Origin of the sequence: Marinobacter sp. UBA3607 (genome assembly GCF_002375525.1) — a bacterium.
Lineage (GTDB): Bacteria > Pseudomonadota > Gammaproteobacteria > Pseudomonadales > Oleiphilaceae > Marinobacter > Marinobacter vinifirmus.
Map to the genome: position 1 here is coordinate 26,140 of NZ_DFLY01000035.1, position 19,313 is coordinate 45,452.

At 58.9% G+C, this 19,313-nt stretch carries 21 protein-coding genes; 14 read left to right on the plus strand and 7 right to left on the minus strand.

From position 1 onward, the window contains the following. The first annotated feature begins 36 nt into the window (after positions 1-36). The gene (locus tag B2589_RS13570) at positions 37-1,149 is read left to right on the plus strand and encodes an S-(hydroxymethyl)glutathione dehydrogenase/class III alcohol dehydrogenase (RefSeq protein ID WP_094624449.1); all 1,113 of its coding nucleotides are present in this window, start codon (positions 37-39) and stop codon (positions 1,147-1,149) included. A 61-nt stretch (positions 1,150-1,210) separates the two neighbouring features. Here the strand turns inward: B2589_RS13570 and B2589_RS13575 are convergent, their stop codons facing one another. Genes B2589_RS13575 through B2589_RS13590 form a run of 4 tightly spaced genes read right to left on the minus strand, consistent with a single transcriptional unit; the run spans position 1,211 to position 4,826 of the window. Then, positions 1,211-1,999, minus strand: coding sequence for an alpha/beta fold hydrolase (locus B2589_RS13575; RefSeq protein WP_022990597.1), 789 nt, complete (start codon positions 1,997-1,999; stop codon positions 1,211-1,213). 24 nt (positions 2,000-2,023) lie between these two features. Further along, entirely contained in the window at positions 2,024-3,226 is a 1,203-nt protein-coding gene (pcaF, locus tag B2589_RS13580; RefSeq protein ID WP_286816950.1) for a 3-oxoadipyl-CoA thiolase, read from the minus strand. Positions 3,227-3,234: 8 nt separating this feature from the next. Further along, positions 3,235-4,011 carry a CoA-transferase subunit beta gene (locus B2589_RS13585; RefSeq protein WP_022990599.1) on the minus strand — a complete coding sequence of 259 codons (777 nt, stop codon included), beginning with the start codon at positions 4,009-4,011 and terminating at the stop codon, positions 3,235-3,237. Further along, positions 4,011-4,826 carry a CoA transferase subunit A gene (locus B2589_RS13590; protein WP_286816951.1) on the minus strand — a complete coding sequence of 272 codons (816 nt, stop codon included), beginning with the start codon at positions 4,824-4,826 and terminating at the stop codon, positions 4,011-4,013. The genes B2589_RS13585 and B2589_RS13590 overlap by 1 nt, the downstream gene beginning before the upstream one ends. Positions 4,827-5,022: 196 nt before the next feature. On the opposite strand from B2589_RS13590, the gene B2589_RS13595 reads away from it, so the two are divergent. Next, the gene (locus B2589_RS13595; protein WP_286816952.1) at positions 5,023-5,802 is read left to right on the plus strand and encodes an IclR family transcriptional regulator domain-containing protein; all 780 of its coding nucleotides are present in this window, start codon (positions 5,023-5,025) and stop codon (positions 5,800-5,802) included. Between the two features lie 3 nt (positions 5,803-5,805). Here B2589_RS13595 and B2589_RS13600 read toward each other — a convergent pair whose 3' ends face one another. Further along, on the minus strand, positions 5,806-6,708 hold the full coding sequence (locus B2589_RS13600; RefSeq protein ID WP_286816953.1) for a LysR family transcriptional regulator: 903 nt from the start codon (positions 6,706-6,708) through the stop codon (positions 5,806-5,808). A gap of 106 nt (positions 6,709-6,814) precedes the next feature. Here B2589_RS13600 and B2589_RS13605 point away from each other — a divergent pair, with 106 nt between their 5' ends. The 9 genes from B2589_RS13605 to B2589_RS13645 all read left to right on the plus strand — a co-directional run bounded on the left by B2589_RS13605 (position 6,815) and on the right by B2589_RS13645 (position 15,769). After that, positions 6,815-7,936, plus strand: coding sequence for a muconate/chloromuconate family cycloisomerase (locus B2589_RS13605; RefSeq protein ID WP_286816954.1), 1,122 nt, complete (start codon positions 6,815-6,817; stop codon positions 7,934-7,936). Positions 7,937-7,969: 33 nt separating this feature from the next. Continuing rightward, the gene (catC, locus tag B2589_RS13610; RefSeq protein WP_286816955.1) at positions 7,970-8,260 is read left to right on the plus strand and encodes a muconolactone Delta-isomerase; all 291 of its coding nucleotides are present in this window, start codon (positions 7,970-7,972) and stop codon (positions 8,258-8,260) included. 70 nt (positions 8,261-8,330) lie between these two features. After that, positions 8,331-9,272, plus strand: a complete 942-nt coding sequence (gene catA, locus B2589_RS13615; RefSeq protein WP_286816956.1) for a catechol 1,2-dioxygenase — start codon at positions 8,331-8,333, stop codon at positions 9,270-9,272. A 116-nt stretch (positions 9,273-9,388) separates the two neighbouring features. Then, positions 9,389-10,762: a Rieske 2Fe-2S domain-containing protein gene (locus B2589_RS13620; protein WP_286816957.1), complete on the plus strand. Its 1,374-nt coding sequence runs from the start codon at positions 9,389-9,391 to the stop codon at positions 10,760-10,762. Beyond that, positions 10,759-11,250: a benzoate 1,2-dioxygenase small subunit gene (benB, locus tag B2589_RS13625; protein ID WP_232901696.1), complete on the plus strand. Its 492-nt coding sequence runs from the start codon at positions 10,759-10,761 to the stop codon at positions 11,248-11,250. Before B2589_RS13620 ends, benB begins: the two co-directional genes overlap by 4 nt. A gap of 20 nt (positions 11,251-11,270) precedes the next feature. Beyond that, complete coding sequence (gene benC, locus B2589_RS13630; protein ID WP_286816958.1) at positions 11,271-12,302, plus strand: benzoate 1,2-dioxygenase electron transfer component BenC; 1,032 nt, start codon at positions 11,271-11,273, stop codon at positions 12,300-12,302. Further along, a complete protein-coding gene (benD, locus tag B2589_RS13635) occupies positions 12,299-13,078 on the plus strand; it encodes a benzoate diol dehydrogenase BenD (RefSeq protein WP_286816959.1) in 780 nt (259 codons plus the stop codon). Before benC ends, benD begins: the two co-directional genes overlap by 4 nt. A 47-nt stretch (positions 13,079-13,125) precedes the next feature. Continuing rightward, a complete protein-coding gene (locus tag B2589_RS13640) occupies positions 13,126-14,472 on the plus strand; it encodes an MFS transporter (protein WP_286816960.1) in 1,347 nt (448 codons plus the stop codon). A 130-nt stretch (positions 14,473-14,602) separates the two neighbouring features. After that, positions 14,603-15,769 carry a benzoate/H(+) symporter BenE family transporter gene (locus B2589_RS13645; RefSeq protein WP_286816961.1) on the plus strand — a complete coding sequence of 389 codons (1,167 nt, stop codon included), beginning with the start codon at positions 14,603-14,605 and terminating at the stop codon, positions 15,767-15,769. Positions 15,770-15,803: 34 nt separating this feature from the next. On the opposite strand, the gene B2589_RS13650 is transcribed toward B2589_RS13645, so the two are convergent. Then, a complete protein-coding gene (locus B2589_RS13650; protein ID WP_286816962.1) occupies positions 15,804-16,487 on the minus strand; it encodes a type 1 glutamine amidotransferase domain-containing protein in 684 nt (227 codons plus the stop codon). Between the two features lie 173 nt (positions 16,488-16,660). On the opposite strand from B2589_RS13650, the gene B2589_RS13655 reads away from it, so the two are divergent. After that, positions 16,661-17,428, plus strand: a complete 768-nt coding sequence (locus B2589_RS13655; RefSeq protein WP_286816963.1) for a substrate-binding periplasmic protein — start codon at positions 16,661-16,663, stop codon at positions 17,426-17,428. Positions 17,429-17,548: 120 nt separating this feature from the next. Next, positions 17,549-18,235 carry a cytochrome b/b6 domain-containing protein gene (locus B2589_RS13660; protein ID WP_286816964.1) on the plus strand — a complete coding sequence of 229 codons (687 nt, stop codon included), beginning with the start codon at positions 17,549-17,551 and terminating at the stop codon, positions 18,233-18,235. A gap of 13 nt (positions 18,236-18,248) precedes the next feature. Here the strand turns inward: B2589_RS13660 and B2589_RS13665 are convergent, their stop codons facing one another. Further along, positions 18,249-18,713: a c-type cytochrome gene (locus B2589_RS13665; protein WP_286816965.1), complete on the minus strand. Its 465-nt coding sequence runs from the start codon at positions 18,711-18,713 to the stop codon at positions 18,249-18,251. Between the two features lie 148 nt (positions 18,714-18,861). Here B2589_RS13665 and B2589_RS13670 point away from each other — a divergent pair, with 148 nt between their 5' ends. After that, positions 18,862-19,287, plus strand: a complete 426-nt coding sequence (locus B2589_RS13670; RefSeq protein ID WP_022990615.1) for a hotdog fold thioesterase — start codon at positions 18,862-18,864, stop codon at positions 19,285-19,287. The last annotated feature ends 26 nt before the right edge of the window (positions 19,288-19,313 follow it).

Below are 19,313 nucleotides of genomic sequence, written 5' to 3' on the forward strand. Positions count from 1 at the left end.
GCCTGACCCGACCAAACGGAAACGAGGAGACTGAACGTGATCAAATCCCGCGCAGCTGTGGCATTTGAAGCCAATAAACCGCTGGAAATTGTTGAAGTGGATGTGGCACCACCCAAGGAAGGCGAAGTGCTGGTGAAGATCGTGGCAACCGGTGTGTGCCATACCGATGCCTACACCCTGTCCGGCGCTGACCCCGAGGGCCTGTTTCCGACCATTCTGGGCCACGAGGGTGGCGGCATTGTCGAAGCCGTGGGCCCGGGTGTAACCGGCCTGGAAGTGGGCGACCACGTGATTCCGCTGTACACCGCCGAGTGCGGCAAGTGTAAATTCTGCACCTCCGGCAAGACCAACCTGTGTGGCGCTGTGCGTGAAACCCAGGGCAAGGGTGTGATGCCGGACGGCACCTCCCGCTTCTCCTACAAGGGCCAGCCGCTGTACCACTACATGGGCTGCTCCACCTTCTCTGAATACACCGTGCTGCCGGAAATCTCCCTGGCCAAGATCCCCAAGGAAGCGCCCCTGGACAAGGTGTGCCTGCTGGGTTGTGGCGTAACCACCGGCATCGGTGCGGTACTGAACACCGCCAAGGTTGAGGAAGGTGCGACTGTGGCTATCTTTGGTCTGGGTGGCATCGGCCTGGCAGCCATCATCGGTGCGACCATGGCCAAGGCTGGTCGCATCATTGCCGTCGACATCAACCCGGGCAAGTTCGACATCGCCAAACAGCTGGGTGCTACCGATGTGGTTAACCCGAACGATTACGACAAGCCGATCCAGGAAGTCATCATCGAGATGACCGATGGCGGTGCCGACTACACCTTTGAGTGTGTGGGCAATGTGAAGCTGATGCGTGCGGCGCTGGAAGCCTGCCATAAGGGCTGGGGTGAAAGCACCATCATCGGCGTGGCCGGTGCCGGTGAAGAGATCAGTACCCGCCCGTTCCAGCTGGTAACCGGCCGGGTATGGCGCGGTTCCGCCTTCGGTGGCGTGAAAGGCCGCACCGAGCTGCCGTCTTACGTGGAAAAAGCCGAAAAAGGTGAAATCCCGCTGGATGTGTTCATCACCCACGAGATGAAACTGGAAGACATCAACAAGGCGTTTGACCTGATGCACGAGGGTAAGAGCATCCGGTCGGTGATTCACTTCTGATCATTGCTGGCCAGAAGTGAATCAACGAGTTGCCGGGGCGCGGGTGTTTGCCCGCTCCCGGTTAACTCAGGCTTTGCAGGAGTTGCGAGGCCAGGGTCTGAGGGCATTCAACGGAAGGTACGTGCCCGATCCCATCCAGAATAACCGGGTCCGAAGCGCCACTGAACTGTGCCAGTGCTTTCAGGGACTCTGGTGGTGTTGCCAGGTCTTCGGAGCCACCGATCAGCAGTAACGGTACCTTGTGTCCGTGCAGCTTTTCCCGGAAGTCCGCTTTGCCCAGCATTTCGCACAGCAGTGCATAGCTGTTGGCGTCGCCCCGTCCCATGATCACTTTCCAGCCGTCCAGAAGCGCAGGCTGTTCCTGACAGGCATTTGGGCCGAACCAGCGGGGTACGATTTCGCCGGCCATCGCCACCAGGCCTTTCTCTCGAACGTTGGCCGCACGCAGGCTCCAGGCCTCCTCGGTGCCAATGATGGCGCCGGTGTTGGTCAGTGTGGCAGTTTCAAGCTGCTCGCTATGGGCGGCAATCAGCTGCTGACCGATTACCCCGCCGATAGAGGTGCCGGCAAAATGAAAGCTGGATACCCCGGCTTCTTTCGCCAGTGCCAGGGCTTCCTGTGCCAGATCTTCCGGGGTGATCTCTCCGGCCGTTTCGGGCCAGGCGCCACTTGCACCGTGCCCGGGCAGGTCCCAGGTCAGAACCCGGAACTTTGGTAACAGCGTGGGCAGCATGTCGTCCCAAACCCCCTGGGTCATGCCCAGAGGGTGTGCCAGCATCAATAACGGCTTTTGGCTGTCGCCCAGCAGGCGATAGCAGATGGTGCGGCCGTTGTGATTCAGAAAAGCCATGTTGTCTCCTCAGAATGGGTCCGATCAGACCCGTTCAATCAGTGTAGCAATACCCTGACCCACGCCCACACACATGGTGCACAGGGCGTAGCGGCCGCCAGTGCGCTGCAGTTGGTGTGCCGCAGTCTGCAGCAGGCGCGCGCCGGACATGCCCAGTGGGTGGCCTAGGGCAATGGCACCACCGTTCGGGTTCACCCGGGGGTCGTCATCGGCAACGCCCAGCTCCCGCAGCACAGCCAGGCCCTGGGCGGCGAAGGCTTCGTTGAGCTCAATCACGTCGATATCATCGATGCTGATGCCCTGTTTTTTCAGCAGCTTCTGGACAGCCGGGACAGGGCCAATACCCATGATCCTCGGTTCTACGCCAGCGGTCGCCATGCCCAGAATTTTCGCCATAGGCTTCAGCCCGTGCTGTTTGACTGCTGCTTCGCTGGCCACCAGCATCGCGGCGGCGCCGTCGTTGACGCCCGAAGCGTTGCCGGCGGTCACACTGCCGTTTTCACGGAATGGAGCTGGCAGGGCCGCGAGTTTCTCCAGGGTACTGGCGCGGGGATGTTCGTCGGTGTCGAACACCAGCGGGTCTTGTTTGCGGCGCGGAATGGACACCGGCACGATCTCTTCGGCAAATACACCTTCCTGCTGTGCCCGAGCGGTTTTCTGCTGGGAGCGGAAGGCGAACAGGTCCTGATCTTCCCGCGACACCTTGTACTGCTCGGCCACGTTCTCCGCCGTTTCCGGCATTGAATCGACGCCGTACTGCTTTTTCATCAGCGGATTCACAAAGCGCCAGCCGATGGTGGTGTCTTCGACCTTCTGGCCGCGGGAGAACGCGGAGTCAGCCTTGCCCATCACGTAGGGCGCGCGGGACATGGATTCCACGCCGCCGGCCAGTACCAGGTCCATTTCACCGGCGCGGATGGCGCGGAAGGCAGTGCCCACGGCGTCCATGCCGGATCCGCACAGCCGGTTGAGGGTGGTGCCGGGCACGGAAGTGGGCAAGCCCGCCAGCAGCGCAGACATACGCGCTACGTTGCGGTTGTCTTCACCGGCCTGGTTGGCGCTGCCCATCATTACTTCGTCGATGGCGGCCGGGTCCAGTTCCGCCGCCTGCTCCAGCACGGCCTTGAAAATATGGGCGGCAAGGTCGTCCGGGCGCACACTGGCCAGGGTGCCGCCGAAACGGCCGATGGCGGAGCGGCGGGGATGGCAAATGAATACGTCAGTCATGGTGGACCTCACTGTTGGCCGGAATGATGGGCATTGGTGCGGGTTTTCAGGTCCCGCAGCACTTTGAGTTCCTCGGCGGTCGGCGCCGGGGTGGTTTCCAGCTGCTCGGCGAAGCGGATGTCCCAGCCGGTCGCCTCGATCACGTCTTCCCGGGTCACGTTCGGGTGCAGGGAGGTGACCACGAGCTCCTTAGTCTCCGGATCCGGCTTGAGGATGCACAGGTCGGTAATGACCACCGTGGGGCCACGGCCAATGTTCGGTACGTTGTCCCGGGCCTTGCCGTCACGGCCGAAGCCGACGGTGGTCACGAAGTCCACATCCTTCACGAAGGTGCGCCTGGAGTGCTTCACGGTAATGAACACTTCCTTCGCGTTGGTGGCAATTTCCGGGGCGCCGCCACCGCCGGGCAGGCGAACTTTCGGCTCGCGGTAATCGCCGATCAGGGTGGTGTTCAGGTTGGCGTAACGGTCGATCTGGGCGGTGCCCAGGAAGCCAACGCTGATGTGGCCGCCCTGCAGCCAGTAGCGGAACATCTCAGGCACGGAAACCGTGGTCAAGGCCGATTCGCACAGCTCGCCGTCGCCGATGGACAGTGGCAGCACGTCCGGCTTGGTTTGCAGGGTGCCGGATTCGTAGATCAGGGTGACATCCGGAGCGTGGGTCAGGCGAGCCAGGTTGGCGGCCTCACTGGGCAGGCCGATACCCACGAAGCAAGTCATGTCGTTGGTCAGCGCACGGGCAGCGGTAACGCTCATCATTTCTGAAGATGTGAATTCAAGGCTCATCACGCGGCTCCTTTCTCGAATACGTTTTCTTGCAGCCAGGTCTGGAAGGTCTCGCGGTCGCGGGCAATGCCGTCCCAGTCCTTATAGAAGGCGTTGTCACGGTCGTAGTAGCCCAGTGCGTACGAGGGCTTGGCGCCTTTCGGGGCTTCGGCAATTGCAGTGATCGCCCAGGACGGCAGCACGCAGGCATTAACCGATGCGCCCAGGTCATCCACGATTTCCTCGACGGTGACAATGCTGCGCTTGGCGGCCAGTACCACTTCTTTCTGGATACCGACGATGCCTTCAATCAGCACATTGCCCTTGCGGTCGGCCCGCTGGGCATGGATTACCGCCACGTCCGGGCGAATCGACGGCACGGCCGCCAGGCGCTCACCGGTGAACGGGCATTCGATGAACTTGATCTGGTCATTTACTTTCGGCAGATCGCTGCCTACATATCCGCGCAGAACTGCCAGCGGCAGGCCGGCCGCACCAGCTTCATAGGCGTTGGCCATGGCCGCGTGGCTGTGTTCGAGAATCTCCAGCTGGTTCGGCCAGCCCTTTTCAACAGCATCCCGCAGGCGGTGCAGGGAGCCCACACCCGGGTTGCCGCCCCAGGAGAAGATCAGTTTTTTGGCACAGCCGGCACCGATCATCTGGTCATACACCAGGTCCGGGGTCATGCGGATCAGGGTCAGATCCCGCTTTTCCTGACGGATGATTTCATGGCCCGCAGCAAACGGGATCAGGTGGGTGAAGCCTTCCATCGCCACGGTATCACCGCTGTTGATGTACTTGCTCACCGCTTCCTTGAGGGGAAGAAACTCGGCCATCGCAATGCCTCCTGTGTCACTTTTGTGATGAGTTCGCTGTACGAACATAAGTTTAATATGCGAACATGATGGCGCGATTGGTTTTGGGTCGTCAAGTACAAATTTTGTTCACAAGGCAAAATGTACAGTTGTTCGTTGTGCGAACACGCTGTGGGCGTGCGAAACTAAGGCCAGTAACGGTACTTAAGGAGTCAGAATGGACGAGCAGATTCTCAAGCCCGGTGATCGGGATTACGTGGGAGCGTTGGCTTCGGGGCTGGAGGTGTTGCAGGCTTTTGACGGGGAGCATCCAAGAATGACCCTGAGCGAAGTGGCGGCGCGTACCGATATGGACCGGGCCAAGGCCCGTCGCTTCCTGCTGACACTGCATGCATTGGGCTTTGTGAAGCGAGCCGGCCGACAGTTTGAGCTGACCCCGCGGGTGCTTCAGCTGGGTTATGTCTACCAGGCGTCGAACCAGTACCGGGCTGTTATTCAGCAGTACCTTGAAGACGTCACAGCTGAACTCGGGGAGTCGTCTTCGCTGGCCGTGCTGGACGGTGATGACGTGGTTTACGTGGTGCGCTCTGCAGCCCGCCACCGGTTGATGGCCATTACCCTGTCTGTAGGCACGCGCTTGCCTGCGGCCTATACCTCGATGGGGCGGGTGCTGTTGGCTCAGTTGCCGGATAATGAATTGAAGGCGTATCTCGACAGGGTCAGGCTCGAGCCATTTACCGAGTTTTCCATTACCGACAAACAGGCGCTTCGGAACGAAATAGATAAGGTTCGCGAGCAGGGCTATGCAATGGTTGACCAGGAGCTGGATCAGGGATTGCGCTCGGTTGCAGTGCCAGCATTCGCTGGCAGTGGCGAGTTGCTGGGTGCCCTGAACATCAGTACCAACGCAGCACGGGTGGATATGGATACCCTGATGAACGCCTACCTGCCACGCCTTCAGGATGTTGCGGAGAAGATTCGCCAGGCCGCCCGTTAGCACTCACGGATAACGACCGGTCAGCCGGTTCTCCACCAGCTCTGCCAGAATGGTATTGGTCAGGCGCATCACCGCATTTGGGTTCTCGCCCCTGCGGCGGGAGGCAATAACAGGGGTGGTGATGTTGTCATCCTCCAGTGGCATATAGTCGACCCCTTCACGGTGCAGCCGGCGAACCTGCTCCGGTACCAGGGTAAAGCCCATGTCGGACGCCACCAGCGACAATGCGGTCTGCACATCGTTCACCTGCTGGATTACGTGGACTTTCAAGCCCCGACGGTGAAAAAGGCCCTGGGTAATATCGGAGAAGTTGGGCCCGGCGCCGGCTGGAAAGGTAACCATGGGCACCTCCGAGAGCTCTTTCATAGAAGGTGGATGCCGGGTGAGCGGATGGTTAGCAGGGACGGCAGCAACCATTGGCTCGTCAAACAGAAGTTCCTGATCTACGTCCGGATCCTGAATGTGGAGCCGGCCAAAGCCGATATCGATCTTGCCAGCTTTCAGGGCTTCCACCTGCTCCCGGGTTTTCAGCTCATGCAGCACAATTTCCAGGTTTTTGTTCTGGCGCAGTCGGCGCACCATCAGTGGCAGCTGGCCGTAAAACACTGAAGGCACGAAGCCGATCGAGAACAGGGTTTTCCGATGCTGGGCAATCCGGCGGGTGTCGTCTACGGTGGCATTTACTTTGTCCAGTACCTGCTTGGCCTGCTCCAGAAAGTACTCCCCCCCAGTGGTCAGTTCCAGGCCTCGTGGTTTACGAATGAACAATTCTACGCCCACTTCCTCCTCCAGCTGTTTGATGGCCCGGGTCAGGGGCGGCTGGGCGATAAACAGTTTTTCGGCAGCGCGGGTCAAGTTGCCGGCCTCGGCCACCGCGACGAAGTACCGCAAGTGTCTCAGCTCCATCCATACCTCCAGGGTATCGGTTATTACTTAATCAATATTGGTTCACGTTAGTGAAACTTCGTACTGTTCGAATCACAGGATTTTTACCTTGCGATTCGGAGCAGCCATGTCAGCCACCATTCAGTCCATCGAAGCGATCCTGGTCGAGATCCCGACCATTCGCCCGCACAAGCTATCTATGACAACCATGGGGGTTCAGACCATGGTGATTGTGCGTGTGAAGGATTCTGATGGCCTGGAAGGCCTCGGCGAGGCAACCACTATCGGTGGCCTGGCCTACGGCCCGGAAAGCCCCGAAAGCGTGAAGCTTACCATTGATACCTATTTTAAACCGCAACTGATTCATCAGCCAGCCAGCAACATCAATACCCTGAGGGTAATGTTAGACCGCTCCACTCGTGGCAACAACCTCGCCAAGTCCGCTATCGAGACCGCGCTGCTGGACCTTCAGGGCAAGCGTCTGAACCTTCCGGTATCCGACCTGCTCGGCGGTGCCTTGCACCAGCATATTCCGGTGCTGTGGACCCTTGCCAGTGGCGATACCGACAAAGATATCGAGGAAGCTCTGGGCCTGATCGAAACCCGTCGTCACTGCGACTTCAAACTCAAGATTGGTTCCCGCCCGGTAATGGATGACGTTCGCCATGTGGCGGCCATCAAACAAGCCGTGGGTGACAGTGCGAGCGTTCGTGTGGATGTGAACCAGGCCTGGGATGAAGCGACCGCAGCAAAAGGCATGGCCGAGTTGCAGGCTGCCGGTATTGACCTGGTGGAACAGCCCACCCCGATGAAGGATCACGCCGCACTGGTGCGTCTATCCGAAAAATTCCATCTGCCCATTCTGGCCGACGAGGCCGTGGCCGATGCCAAGGATATGTACAGCCTGGCGGCCGCCGGCTTCTCAGGTGCCGTGGCCATGAAAATCGCCAAGGCGGGTGGTCCGGTAAAGGCTCTGCAGCAGGCTGCGGTGGCTCAGGCAGCGGGTATTGGCCTTTATGGTGGCACTCTGCTTGAAGGCACCATCGGCACTGTCGCTTCCCTGCATGCCTGGTCGACCCTGGAAACACTGCATTGGGGTAGCGAGATGTTCGGCCCCCTTCTGATGAAAGACGACATTGTAGTCACGCCACTGAATTTCCAGAACAACGGTGTCGACTTGCCTCAGGGCCCAGGCCTGGGTGTGGAAATTGATGAAGACAAGCTGGCCCGGTATCGCCGTAAAGCCTGATACGCCAAAGATTCAGTAAACGGAGGAAAGCACATGCTGTTCAAAGTCGAAATGAAGGTAAATATCCCCCACGACATGCCCGCTGAAGTAGCTGCAGACATCAAGTCCAGGGAGAAAGCCTACGCCCAGGACCTGCAAGAACAAGGCAAGTGGCGTCACCTGTGGCGGGTAGCTGGCAGCTACGCCAACGTCAGCATTTTTGACGTAGCAGATAACGCCGAGCTGCAAGACCTGATCAGCAACCTGCCGTTGTTCCCTTATATGGACATCACTGTCGCACCCTTGTGCCGGCACCCGTCTTCGATCCATGAGGATGACCGTTAATCACACACCTTGTTGCCAACTGATGAACTGATACGAGCAACAAAAATAACAGTAACCGAGGAGAACAATCATGACCGTCAAGACCATGCAAACTGCGGAAGTGAAGAACCTGCTGGAGAAAGTGGCCGGCTTCAACCAGGAAGGTGGAAACGAGCGCGTAAAGAAAATTGTTCATCGCCTGATGCACGATATTTTCCAGCTCGTTGAAGACTTTGATGTGACAGCGGAAGAGTTCTGGCAGGCCGTTTACTACGTTGGCGACCTGGGCAAGAACGGCGAAGCCGCACTGCTGGCGCCTGGCCTGGGAATGGACAAGTACCTGGACATCCGGATGGATGCCGAGGACGAGCAAGCCGGCCTGGCTGGTGGTACGCCGCGCACCATTGAAGGCCCGCTGTATGTAGCCGGTGCCCCTATGAGCGAAGGCTTTGCCCGCATGGACGATGGTTCTGACGAAACCGCCGAGACCATGATCCTGACCGGTCAGGTGACGGACGAGAACGGTCAGCCGGTTGCTAACGCCGTGGTTGATGTTTGGCACGCCAACACCATGGGCAACTACTCTTACTTTGACCAGTCCCAGAGCGACTACAACCTGCGTCGCCGCATCAAGACTGATGAAAACGGTCGCTATACTGCCCAGTCGATCATTCCGGCGGGTTATGGTTGCCCGCCCGAGGGTTCTACCCAGGCGCTGCTGAACTTGCTGGGTCGTCACGGTAACCGTCCGGCGCATATCCACTTCTTTGTCTCCAAACCCGGTTACAAGCACCTGACTACCCAGATCAACCTGGCCGGTGATGAGTACACCTACGATGACTTTGCATTCGCCACCCGTGAAGAGCTGGTGGTTGAAGCCAATCGCATTGAGGATCCTGCCAAGGCTGAGCAATTCGGTTTGAACAAGCCGTTCACCGAAGTGGGATTCAACATCCAGCTGGTCGCTACCGACAAACCTGAGCTGCAAAGTCGCCACGAGCGCAAGCGCGCCCTGGAAGGCGAAGCGGCCTGATTTCAACCCTTTAATCCCGACGTTCTTGTGATCCGACCGGCCTGTCCATTCAGGCCGGCCAGGGGGCCCTCACGCCCGAAAAACGGTTTTCACAACAACAAAATGGAGTGACGAACATGACTCGCCAACTCGACCGACTTGAGAAAACGATCCGCAACGCGGTGGAAGCCGATGCACAAACCGGTCACTACCGCTGTGACCGCAGCATCTTCACCGACGAAGAGCTGTTTGAGCTGGAGATGAAACACATCTTCGAAGGCAACTGGATTTTCCTGGCACACGAGAGCCAGATCGAGAATCCGGGCGACTACTACACCACCACGGTGGGGCGTCAGCCGGTGATCATCACCCGGACCAAGGATGGCGAGCTCAAGGCGATTCTGAACACCTGTACCCACCGCGGCGCGACCCTGTGCCGCAAGAAGCGCGGTAACAAGACTTCCTTCACCTGCCCGTTCCACGGCTGGACCTTCAAGAACGACGGCAAGCTGCTGAAGGCCAAGGATCAGAAGAAGGGCGGTTACCCGGACAGCTTCAACGTTGACGGTTCCCACGACCTGAAACAGCTGCCGAAGTTCGAAAACTACCGCGGCTTCCTGTTCGGCAGCCTCAACTCTGACGTGTTGCCGTTGGAAGAGTACCTGGGCGAAACCACCAAGGTGATCGATGCCATTGTGGACCAGGCGCCGGAAGGCCTGGAGATCCTGCGTGGTGCCTCTACCTACACCTACGAAGGCAACTGGAAGCTGACCGCAGAGAACGGCGCAGACGGCTACCACGTCAGCACCGTGCACTGGAACTACCTGTCCACCATGGGACAGCGTAACTACGAGAAAGGCGGCACCGAGGCGGTAGACGCCAAGAGCTGGTCCAATGAAGGCGGTTTCTACTCCTTCGAGAACGGCCACATGATGCTGTGGACCCGCCTGACGAACCCGGAAGTGCGCCCGGTCTATAACCAGCTGGAGCGCCTGGAAAAGGAAGTAGGTGAGGCGAAGGCCGACTTTATCGTGCGCACCACCAAGAATCTGTGCCTGTATCCGAACGTGTACCTGATGGACCAGTTCTCCACCCAGATCCGGGTGCTGCGCCCGATCGACGTCAACAAGACCGAGATCACCATCTACTGCTGGGCACCCAAGGGTGAATCCGCCGAAAACCGCGCCAAGCGCATCCGCCAGTACGAAGACTTCTTCAACGTGTCCGGCATGGGCACGCCGGATGACCTGGAAGAGTTCCGCGCTTGCCAGCAGGGCTACTACGCCAAGGGTACCAAATGGAACGACATGAGCCGTGGCGCCCAGCACTGGATTGAAGGCGCGGACGACTGGGCCAAGGGTATCAATCTGAAGCCAATCCTCAGTGGCGCCAAGCCAGAAGATGAAGGCCTGTACGTGACGCACCACCAGCATTGGGTGGAAGAGATGACCAAGGCGATTGATACCGAGCGCGCCCGCTTTATTTCCCTGACCGAGGAGGCTTCCGCATGAGCATGTCATACGAGCAGATCCAGGCCTTTGTCTACCGGGAAGCCCGCCTGCTGGATGATCGGCAGTGGGATGAGTGGCTGAAGTGCTACCACGAGGACGTCACCTACTGGATGCCGGCCTGGGACGATGACAACGAGCTGACCGAAGATCCGCAGACCGAGATTTCACTGATCTACTACCCGAACCGCAACGGTCTGGAAGATCGCGTATACCGGTTGAAGACCGAGCGCTCCGGTGCCAGCTCTATTCCCGAGCCGCGCACCGTGCACCTGACCAGCAACCTGGAAATCCTGGAGCGGGACGGTGACACCGTGAAGCTTCGGTTCAACTGGCAGACCAACAGCCACCGTTATCACACGACCCAGTCCTTCTTCGGCGTGTCTTTCTACACCCTGGACTGCAGCGGCGAGCAGCCGCTGATTACCGAGAAGAAGGTGGTTCTGAGCAACGATTACATCAATCAGGTGATTGATATCTATCACCTGTAATTGATGGGGAGAGCATCATCATGAGTTACAACATCGCGCTTAATTTTGAAGACGGCGTTACCCGGGTGATCACCTGCAACGAAGGTGAAACCGTTCTAGACGCCGCCTACCGGGCCCAGATCAACCTGCCAATGGACTGCTCCGACGGTGTCTGCGGAACCTGTAAGGGTTCCTGCCACCAGGGCGAGTTCGACATGGGCGACGAGTACATCGACGAGGCACTGTCTGACGAGGAAGCCGAACAGGGCATGGTGCTGACCTGCCAGATGGTGCCCTCCAGCGACTGTGTGGTCGAGATTCCGGCGGCCGCGTCCCTGTGCAGCAAGGCCGGTAACGAGGCCGTGACCGGCACCGTGGGTGAGGTCAACCTGATTTCCCCCACCGCCATCGAACTCAAGGTTACTGCAGACGCCGACATCGGTTTCCTGCCGGGCCAGTACGTGAACATCCAGGTGCCCGGCACCGAGGAAACCCGTGCTTACTCGTTCAGCTCCCTCCCGGGCAGCCGCGAGCTGAGCTTCCTGATCCGCAACGTGCCCGGTGGCCTGATGAGCTCCTGGCTGGTGGGCAAGGCCAAGACCGGCGACAAGGTGACCCTGACCGGCCCCATGGGTGTGTTCTACCTGCGCCCGGTTCAGCGCCCCGTGCTGATGCTGGCCGGTGGTACCGGCCTGGCTCCGTTCCTGGCCATGCTCGAAAGCCTGAAGGAAAAAGGCTGCGACCAGCCCACTCACATGATCTACGGCGTGACCAACGACGACGACCTGGTGGGGCTGGAAGCCCTCGAAAAGTTTGCCGAAGAGATTGAAAACTTCAGCTTCAAGACGGTAGTGGCCAGCGACGAAAGCACCCATCCCCGCAAGGGCTATGTTACCAACCACATGGAAGATGCGCCCATCAACGACGGTGATGTAGACGTGTATCTGTGCGGGCCGCCTCCGATGGTCGACGCGGTACTGGGTTACTTCCGGGAGCAGGGCATTGAGCCCAACTCCTTCCACTACGAGAAGTTCACCCCGAGCGTATCCGCCGTTGAGGAGAAAGTGGCATGACCCCGCGTTTCACCGGCAAGGTGGTGGTGGTCACCGGTGCTGCCCAGGGCATTGGCCGGCGAGTGGCCGAACTGGCCGCCGCCGAAGGTGCCCGCCTGGTACTGGTGGACATCGCGGACTACGTGCAGGGCGTTGCCGCCGAGTTGCGCGACCAGGGCTCTGAAGCCCTGGCCGTGCAGGCCAACCTGGAAACTTGGGAAGGTGCGGAAATGGTGATGGCCAAGGCCCATGAGCAGTATGGCCGCATCGACATCCTGGTCAACAACGTGGGCGGCACCATCTGGGCCCAGCCGTTCGAGCATTACCAGCCGGAACAGATCCAGAAGGAAATCCAGCGCTCGTTGTTCCCGACCCTGTGGTGCTGCCGGGCGGTGCTGCCTTACATGGTGGAACAGAAGGGCGGTGCCATTGTGAACGTCTCGTCTGTGGCGACCCGTGGTCTGATGCGGGTGCCCTACGGCGCCGCCAAGGGCGGGGTCAACGCCATGACCGTAAACCTGGCTTTTGAATACGCCGAGCACGGAATTCGCGTGAACGCTACAGCCCCGGGTGGGACTGAAGCACCGCCCCGACTGACGCCCCGCAACACCGAGCAGCAGGGCGAGCGGGAACAGGCCTGGTATCAGACCCTGATCGACCAGACCAACGCCACCAGCTTCATGCACCGCTACGGCACCCTCGATGAGCAGGCGCAGCCAATCCTGTTCCTTGCTTCTGATGCTGCCAATTACATCACCGGAACCATCCTGCCCGTGGCCGGGGGCGACTGCGGCTGACGGGCATTCAATCCAGCCTCCAACAAAAACAAGACATGGAGAAAACGATGAGAAACATAGACATCAATGACGTTATTGATAATGCCACCTTCACCAGGTTCCACTGGCAAGTGCTGTTCTGGTGCACCCTGATCATCATCTTTGATGGTTATGACCTGGTGATCTACGGGGTGGTACTGCCGCTGCTGATGGAGCAGTGGAACCTGAGCCCGTACGTGGCCGGACTTCTGGGTAGCAGTGCCCTGTTCGGGATGATGTTCGGTGCTATGGGCTTCGGCATGTTGTCCGACCGGCTCGGGCGCAAGAAAACCATCCTGATGTGTGTGGTGCTGTTCAGCCTCACCACCGTGATTAACGGCTTTGCCACCACGCCTTGGCAGTTCGGCATTCTGCGCTTTATTGCCGGCCTCGGCATTGGCGGGGTTATGCCCAACGTGGTCTCGCTGATGAGCGAGTATTCACCCCAGAAAAGCCGCAGCACCCTGGTTGCCCTGATGTTTTCCGGTTACGCGGTGGGCGGCATGATGTCGGCTGGCCTGGGTATCTGGATTGTTCCTAACTTCGGTTGGGAAATCATGTTCTACCTTGCAGTCGTCCCGCTGCTGATGTTGCCGCTGATAATGAAGTTCCTGCCGGAGTCTGTGGCGTTTCTGATGGCGCAGAAGCGCGAAGGGGAGGCCCGTAGCATTCTGCAGAAAGTGGCACCGGTGCGCCAGATCAGCGAGATGGATACACTCTCTGTGCCGCTGACTACCGTGAGCAAGGCGCCGGTTCTGGAATTGTTCCGGGGCGGCCGTGCCTTCAGCACCGCGATGTTCTGGATTGCCTTCTTCTGCTGTCTGTTGATGGTCTATGCCCTGGGCTCCTGGTTGCCCAAGCTGATGTCCCTGGCCGGCTATGAGCTGAGCTCCAGCCTGATGTTTTTGATGGTTCTGAATATTGGTGCGATTTTCGGTGCGGTTGGTGGCGGCTGGCTGGCAGACCGGTTGTCGCTGCGCACGGTGCTGGTTACTTTCTTTATTCTGGCATCGGTATCACTGGTAATGCTGGGCTACGAGAGCCCGATGTGGTTCCTGTATACCCTGATGGGCATTGCCGGCGCGACCACCATTGGCTCCCAGATTTTGCTGTACGCTTACGTGGCCCAGTATTACCCGACGAATATTCGCTCAACCGGGTTGGGCTGGGCATCGGGCATCGGCCGTAATGGAGCCATTGTCGGACCAATTATTGGTGGTACCTTGCTGGCCCTGGCCTTGCCGCACCACATGAACTTCCTCGCCCTGGCTATACCCGGTGCCATTGCCACTGTTGCCATTGCCCTGGTGGGCCGGAGGTTCGCCTCGGCGCCAGCGCGTGAGAACGCAGAGGTGAGCCTGGCAACCAGTAATTAAGAAATCAGCGTTGATGTGACCTGAGGGAGACAGTCAGTCATTCGGACCCCTCTTTGCCCCGGCACCACAGTGACCGGGGCTTTTTTGCTGTTACATGGCTCAAACAGAACTTAATAACAAGGAGCTGAATATGCCCCAGCTGTTTCGGGACTTGTCTGTGTCTGCGGTTGCCGCAGGGTTTCTGGCGGTACTGGTGTCCTATGCCGGGCCATTGGCGATTTTCTTCCAGGCCGGGGCGGCGGCGGATGTATCGCCGGAGATGATGACCTCCTGGGTCTGGGCCATCTCCATGGGGGCGGCGGTTTCAGGAATCTTACTGTCGATCTGGCTGCGTGCGCCGGTGGTGACTGCCTGGTCGGCGCCGGGCACGGCCTTATTGGTGGTACTGTTTCCGGAGCTATCCCTCAACGAAGCGGCAGGTGCTTACATCACCTCCGCGCTGATTATCTTTTTCATTGGTGTTTCGGGTACCTTTGATGCCTTTGTGCGTGCCGTCCCCAAGGGGGTGGCAGCGGGCATGATGGCGGGGATCCTGTTTCAGTTCGGTCTCGGGGCTTTCGCTGCCATTGAAACCACGCCGGCACTGGCCATCGGCATGCTGGTCGCCTATGTGGCCTTCCGTCGCTTTACCCCCAAATACACCCTGGTGCTTTTGCTGTTTGCCGGGGTCATCCTGGCGGTGGTGCTGGAAGATGCGTCGCTGGCCGGCGTTAGCCTGGGCTTGGCGGTGCCGAAGTTCATCACGCCGGAATGGAGCTTCGGCGCTACCCTGAGCCTGGCCATTCCCCTGGTGCTGGTCAGCCTGACAGGCCAGTTCCTGCCCGGCATGGCGATTCTCCGGGGTGCCGGCTATCGGGTGAAAGCCAAACCGGTGATTGCGGTCGCCAGCCTGGTGTCCCTGCCCATGGCGCTATTTGGGGGCATTACCACAGTGGTGGCGGCGATTACGGCGGCTATCTGCACGAGCGAGGATGCCCACGAAAATCCGGACAAGCGTTATGTGGCCGGTGTATTTAATGGTGTGTTCTATCTGGTGGGAGCGGTCTTTGCCGGCACCATCGTCGCCTTGTTCACCTCGTTACCTTCGGCCTTTGTTGCAGTTCTGGCGGGCCTGGCACTGCTGGGTGCCATTGCCAACAATCTGTTTGCGGCACTGGAGGAGGTCAGCCACCGGGAGGCATCGCTGATTACCTTTCTGGTAACGGCGTCCGGGTTATCGCTGTTCGGACTGTCGTCGGCTTTCTGGGGGGTGGTGATCGGTTACGGTTGTTACCGGGTACTCAACGGAGGGAAATAAGGTTGGGCTGACGGACGCCAGCCCAACCGGGACGTCAGCCTTCCTGCAGCGCCTGCAGCACAGCCTTGGCGGCCCCTTCTGAAGATGCCGGGTTCTGGCCGGTAATCAGCTTGCCATCCACCACAATGTGCGGTGCCCAGTCATCGCCGCGGCTGTAGCGGCCGTTGTTCTGCTTGAGCATGTCTTCCAGCAGGAAGGGCACGATGTTGGTGAGCTGCACGGCTTCCTCTTCGGTGTTGCTGAAGCCGGTAACTTCGCGGCCACCGACGATGTTCTGGTCCGGCTTAACGAACACATTCTTGAACACGGCCGGGGCGTGGCACACGGCACCGATCACCTTGTCCTGCTCGTAGGCGGTTTTGATCAGGGCGACAGACTTCTCGTCCTCCGCCAGGTCCCACAGGGGGCCGTGGCCGCCGGGGTAGAAAATGGCGTCGTACTGGTTCATGTCCACGTCGGCCAGTTTTTTGGTGCTGGCCAGCATTTCCTTGGCATGGGTATCTGCCATGAAGCGTCGGGTGGAATCAGTGAGTGCGTCTTCGGCTTCGCTGTTAGGGTCTACCGGCGGCTGGCCGCCTTTGGGAGAGGCCAGGGTGATATCCGCGCCAGCATCCTTGAATACGTAAAAGGGCGCGGTGAATTCTTCCAGCCAGAATCCGGTTTTATGGCCGGTGTCGCCCATCTGGTCGTGGGATGTCAGTACCATCAGAATTTTCATATCGGTCGATCCTCCTGTCGGGAATCGGGGAGTTTGTTCGGGCGTTACTCTACAGGTAGTGGTGCCCGGGATGTAAATTTCAACAGGAATTACGGCAACAAGACGGGAATGGATGCCCGGAGTGTCTATACTCTGGTTACATATTGCTCAATGGGTCAGGGAAAGTGTCCGCAATGAAGGTAACGCTCATCAAGGCAGCCATGCTGTGCCTGTTCGTGCTGGCTGCAGTGCCTGCATGGTCGCAGCAAGGGGCAGAAACCGTGGAGCCGTTGACGGTGGTGGTCGGAGTGGATCACGCGCCACCTTACCGGATCCTGGAGCCGGGCCGGAAGACCGGGCTGTACCTGGATATATTCGAGGAAATGACCAATCGCCTAGGCTGGGATGTCGAATACCGGGAAGCGCCGTTTCGCCGGCTTCAGCTGATGTTGCACCGGGGCGAGATCGACATGATGCTGGGCCTGGTGCGTAACGGCACGCGGGAGCAGTGGATGGAGTTTGTGGCGCCGGCCTTCCCGCCTGAGCGGCGGTTGTTTTTCTACCTGGATGACGCCAATCGTGTAGATCGCTACCAGGACCTTTATGGCAAAACCATCGGCTTACTGGAAGGTGGTAGTTATTTCAGCCGGTTCGATAAAGACCCGGAATTGATGAGGGCCTCGGCTGCCCATTATGAAAACCTGATGCTGATGATGCAGAAGGGCCGGGTGGATGTGGTCGTTGCGCCGGAGTTGGTAGGGCTGTACACAGCAAAGAATCTGGGTATTGAGGCCCGGGCCTCACCGTTTTTTGTGCCGGGGGAGCGATCCTGGATTGTGGTGTCCGGGCAATCACCGGCCGTTCGCTATGCCGATGATATCCGGGCTGCCCTGAAGCTGATCGAGCGTGAAGGCATCCGGGAGAACCTGGTGCTGAAGTACCTGGAACAGCCGCTTCCCTGACACGCCTGTCGGGAGCCCCTCCCTTATCGGAATTTGATCCCGGTCTGCCCACCATTAACGGAACTTAGTATGCTCACGGTTGTCTTGAGGCAGAACCTGTTGTGAGCATAAGGAACTCGTATGACAACCATTCGGTTATGGGATTTACCGATACGCCTGTTTCACTGGTTGCTGGTACTGGCGGCTGTGGGTGCCGTGATCAGTATTAAATCGGGCGCGATTAACTGGCATGAACGCTTTGGCCTGGCAGTAGTCGGGCTTTTGTCGTTCCGTATTATCTGGGGTTTTACCGGCTCTACCTATGCCCGGTTTGCCAGCTTTGTTCGTGGGCCGGGAGCCATCATCGATTATTTGCGCGGACGCTGGCAGGGGGTAGGCCACAACCCGCTGGGGGCGCTTTCCGTGCTGGCGCTGATCGGCCTGTTCGGCTTCCAGGCGGCAAGCGGGCTGTTCGCCAACGATGAAATTGCCTTTAACGGCCCACTGACGCCGCTGGTGTCATCGGCCTGGAGCGATACCCTGAGCAGCTGGCACCGTTTGACGGAATGGTTCTTGTACGGGTTGGTCATTTTGCATGTGGCAGCCGTAGTGCTGTATTCGAAAGTGAAGAAAGACAATCTGCTGAAGCCGATGATTACCGGTAAAAAGCCGGTTGAGAAGGGTCTGGCGGAAGATGCCCGGGGCGGTGGTGCGGTAGCGTTTGTGATTTCACTGGTGCTGGCGGGGATTGTGGTTGTCGGTGCCAGTGGCAGCTTTGTCTCGCCGCCACCGGCACCGGAGCCCGCACCCCAGAACCTGGGGTGGTAAGCCCGGGGCAGTCTTACTTCGCGCGGAAGTTGTCGTGGCAGGCCTTGCAGGTCTCGCCCACGGCAGCAAACTGGCGCGCCAGGGCGGCTTTATCACCGCTAGCAGCAACTTCTTGCAGCTTGTTGGCTTCACGGCCGAAGTTCATGCCCACTTCACGGGCTTTTTCCGGCTGCTCGAAAAACTCAGGCTTCAGGCGGGTGTTCTCGGCTTTGTCCAGGGTGGAATCCGGGCTGTAGAGTGCGCCCATGCCGGAGTTGGCCACTGCGGCAATGGCATTGGCTGCGGCTTTCATCTGGTCGGCGTTGAACTCAACCTCGCCATCGACCGCCTGCGCCTTGATCTTGCCCATGTTCCAGGACATGAACTGGTAGGCTGCCTGGCGGGCTTCAATCTGGTCTTCAACACTCATCTGGGCGCTTGCCGGCATGGCGAAAGACAGTGCCAGAGCGGCGGCGGCTACGAAACTTGTTTTCTTCATTTCAGGTCCCTCTCGTATGGTTTGCGTTTGGTCTGATTGGTCTTGCTGCAAAAATGCCTTATAAAGGTTTGGTTATGAGCATGCTACCTGTATAGACTCATTGCTGACAGTTATAAGAGCCTAAAGTTCAATCCGGAGAAATTCCACCATGGCAATATGGACAGTAACCCCCGATCTTGACCAGATGATGGCACACAGCCAGAAAACTGCCGTCAGTCACATGGGCATTGAATACCTTGAGGTCGGTGACGACTATGTGAAAGGCCGCATGCCGGTCGATGAACGCACGGTTCAGCCGTTTGGCATTCTGCATGGGGGCGCGTCGGTATTGCTGGCGGAAACGCTCGGCAGTATGGCGGCCAATTGTTGCCTGAAAGACAAGAACACCGTGGCTGTAGGGCTCGATATCAATGCCAACCACATCCGCCCGGTGACCGGCGGCTGGGTGTATGGCACCGCCCGTGCCCTGCATATCGGCAGTGCGACCCAGGTCTGGGAAATCCGGCTGGAGAACGAACAGGGCAAGGTAACCTGCATCTCGCGCCTGACCATGGCGGTTACCAAGCGGCCATAACGAGCGTCCGTAAACCCGGAAGCGGG